This is a genomic window from Candidatus Acidiferrales bacterium, assembly GCA_036514995.1.
In the GTDB taxonomy this organism is placed as follows: Bacteria; Acidobacteriota; Terriglobia; order Acidiferrales; family DATBWB01; genus DATBWB01.
Genome location: DATBWB010000153.1, coordinates 1 through 2284 on the forward strand (window position 1 = coordinate 1; position 2284 = coordinate 2284).

The following is a 2284-nucleotide window of genomic DNA, read 5'->3' on the forward strand; positions in this document are numbered from 1 at the left end:
CCCGCCCCAGCAGATAGCGGGGTTGGGTCGCGCCTATAGCCTGTCGGGATGCAAGGGTTACTTGATGTGGAGACTCGAGAGACTGAATGACCCCTACTTTATTGCCATAATCCAAATGCGGCTTGGACATAAAGATGATGCCTTCGTCTGGCTGGAAAAGGCCTACAAGGAGCACCGCTGGGCGATGGTTCAGCTAAAAGCCCTCCCAGCGTGGGACCCCCTGCGCTCCGACCCGCGCTTCCAAGACCTGCTACGCCGCGTCGGTCTCCCGCCATAGACATTTTTCGATTTCCAAATGCAACACAGAACTTGTGATGAATTTCCGTGCCTCAGCGCCGGAGCATCACGTAAGGCCAACCAAATAAGACCTCCCGCGAGGTGAAACGGATCACAAAGTTTCTGGGGGATTCTGGTGCGTAGCGGCCGTCCCGCAGAGCGGGACGGGCATTTCCTGCCGCGATGAAGAATGCCGGCCTGAGGCCGGCGCTACCTGGGACACTCCTAGTGTGGGAGCAAGATCGAGCGCTGGGTCCGGAGGTTGCGCATAACGCGCATGACGTAATTCTGCGTTTCGAGGTAGGGAGGCACAGCGCGGTAAGCGTCCACCTTGTCCGGGCCGGCGTTGTAGGCGGCGAGAGTTAGATGGATATCGTGGCGGTAGCGTTCGAGCAGCGCCTTCAGGTAGCGTGTTCCCGCGTCAATGTTCTCCGCTGGATCGAAAGGATTGAGCAGAGAAAAGTTCATCGCTGTCTCCGGCATGAGCTGCATCAACCCCATGGCCTTCTTCCGCGAGACGGCTTGAGGATCAAAATTGGATTCGGCCGCGATCACGCTCCGGATAAGCGCCGCCTCCACGCCGTGTTTTGTCGAGGCCTTTTCGATCAACTGCTCGACCGGCGTAGCCGCCGGTTGAGGAAGAATTTCTTCCGGCTCATACCGGACGACCTGATCGGCGGTGACTCGCGCAAAGCCGCCCCCGGGCAGGAGCAACTTGACGGTGGCGCCCTCGTCCTCGTGGCCGGCAATCCGCAACCTCGCCCCATTGCCGAGGATGGCGTAGTCGGCGCGCGCCGGCGCCGAACCGAAAGCGGTCGCGACGCACATGAGGATGAGAGTCGGAAGGAAGCGCTTCATGACGCCATCCCTGACTTTGTTGGGGCGAGCCCCGACTTCGTCGGGGCGAGCACCAGGCTCTCGATGGCCGCGGCAACGCCGCTCTGATCGTTCGAAAGAGTGGTCGCCCAGCCATTCTGCTTGAGCGGCTCGACGCTGTTGCTCATCACCACCGGCAGCCCCGAGAAGAACAACATCTCCCGGTCATTCAGATTATCGCCGATGGCCATCACCTGCTCCCGCGGAATGCCGCGGCGGCGCACCCACTCCTCGAGCGCAGCGCCTTTCGAGCAGCCCCGGTTGATCGCGTCCAGGATCGTGAAATCCCGCGCGGCATATTCCGTCTTGGCCAGGGCGAACCCGTCGGCGCAGGGCAACGCGCGAAGCCGCCGTTCCACCTCATTCATCTCTTCCACGCGCCCCGTGTACATCACCTGGATCGGGTCCGCCACGATGGCGGATTCAAGCGGAGTTACCTCGCGGAGATACTGGCGGTTGCGCTCCAGGTAGCCGGACACCTGCGGGTTTTCCCACTCGGCGCGCTCCATCACGATCTGGCCGGCGCCTTCCACGTCGAAGACCAAAATGGCGGACCTTTTGAACTCGGGCACGCCGGCCACGATCTGGCGGGCAATCGCCTGGGGCAAAAGATGGCGAGAAAGGGTTTCGCCCGCCTTGGACTTGATTATGGCGCCGTTGTTGGCGATCAGAATGAGATGGCAAGGTATCTCGTCGGCGATGGGCAGCGCAAAATGGAACCGCCGGCCGGTGACCAGCACAATCTCAATGCCGCGCCGCTCGGCAGCGAGAACCGCCGCGCGATTTTGCTCGGAAAGTTGCCAGCGAGAATCGAGCAACGTGCCGTCAATGTCGATGGCTATTAACCGGATCGCTTGGCTCACGAGAAGTATTTTATCATGGAGCTATCACGCAACCGGGCTCAGAATGGGGGCGCGATCAAGCTGTGCTACACTCGCCGGCTCATGGCGAGCACGATGACGCATCTCGAGTGTGCGCGCTGCCGGAAGAGGCAGCCGCACGACCGGCTACAGAACCTGTGCGCTTGCCCCGAACGAGTCGGGGCTTGCGGCGGGCCGCTGCTCGCCCGGTATGATATGGCCGCTGCAAGACAGTCGTTGACGCTGGCTCGCCCCGATAGAATCGGGGCAAG

At 61.6% G+C, this 2284-nt stretch carries 4 protein-coding genes; 2 read left to right on the forward strand and 2 right to left on the reverse strand.

Going from position 1 to position 2284, the window contains the following annotated elements:
- A partial coding sequence (locus VIH17_10230) for a hypothetical protein (GenBank protein HEY4683610.1) occupies positions 1–277 on the forward strand: 277 nt, incomplete at its 5' end.
- Between the two features lie 224 nt (positions 278–501).
- Here the strand turns inward: VIH17_10230 and VIH17_10235 are convergent.
- Positions 502–1134: a lytic transglycosylase domain-containing protein gene (locus VIH17_10235; GenBank protein HEY4683611.1), complete on the reverse strand. Its 633-nt coding sequence runs from the start codon at positions 1132–1134 to the stop codon at positions 502–504.
- On the reverse strand, positions 1131–2015 hold the full coding sequence (locus tag VIH17_10240; protein HEY4683612.1) for a Cof-type HAD-IIB family hydrolase: 885 nt from the start codon (positions 2013–2015) through the stop codon (positions 1131–1133). The genes VIH17_10235 and VIH17_10240 overlap by 4 nt, the downstream gene beginning before the upstream one ends.
- A gap of 15 nt (positions 2016–2030) precedes the next feature.
- Here VIH17_10240 and VIH17_10245 point away from each other — a divergent pair.
- Positions 2031–2284, forward strand: a 254-nt coding sequence (locus VIH17_10245) for a hypothetical protein (GenBank protein ID HEY4683613.1), incomplete at its 3' end; no start/stop codon positions are given.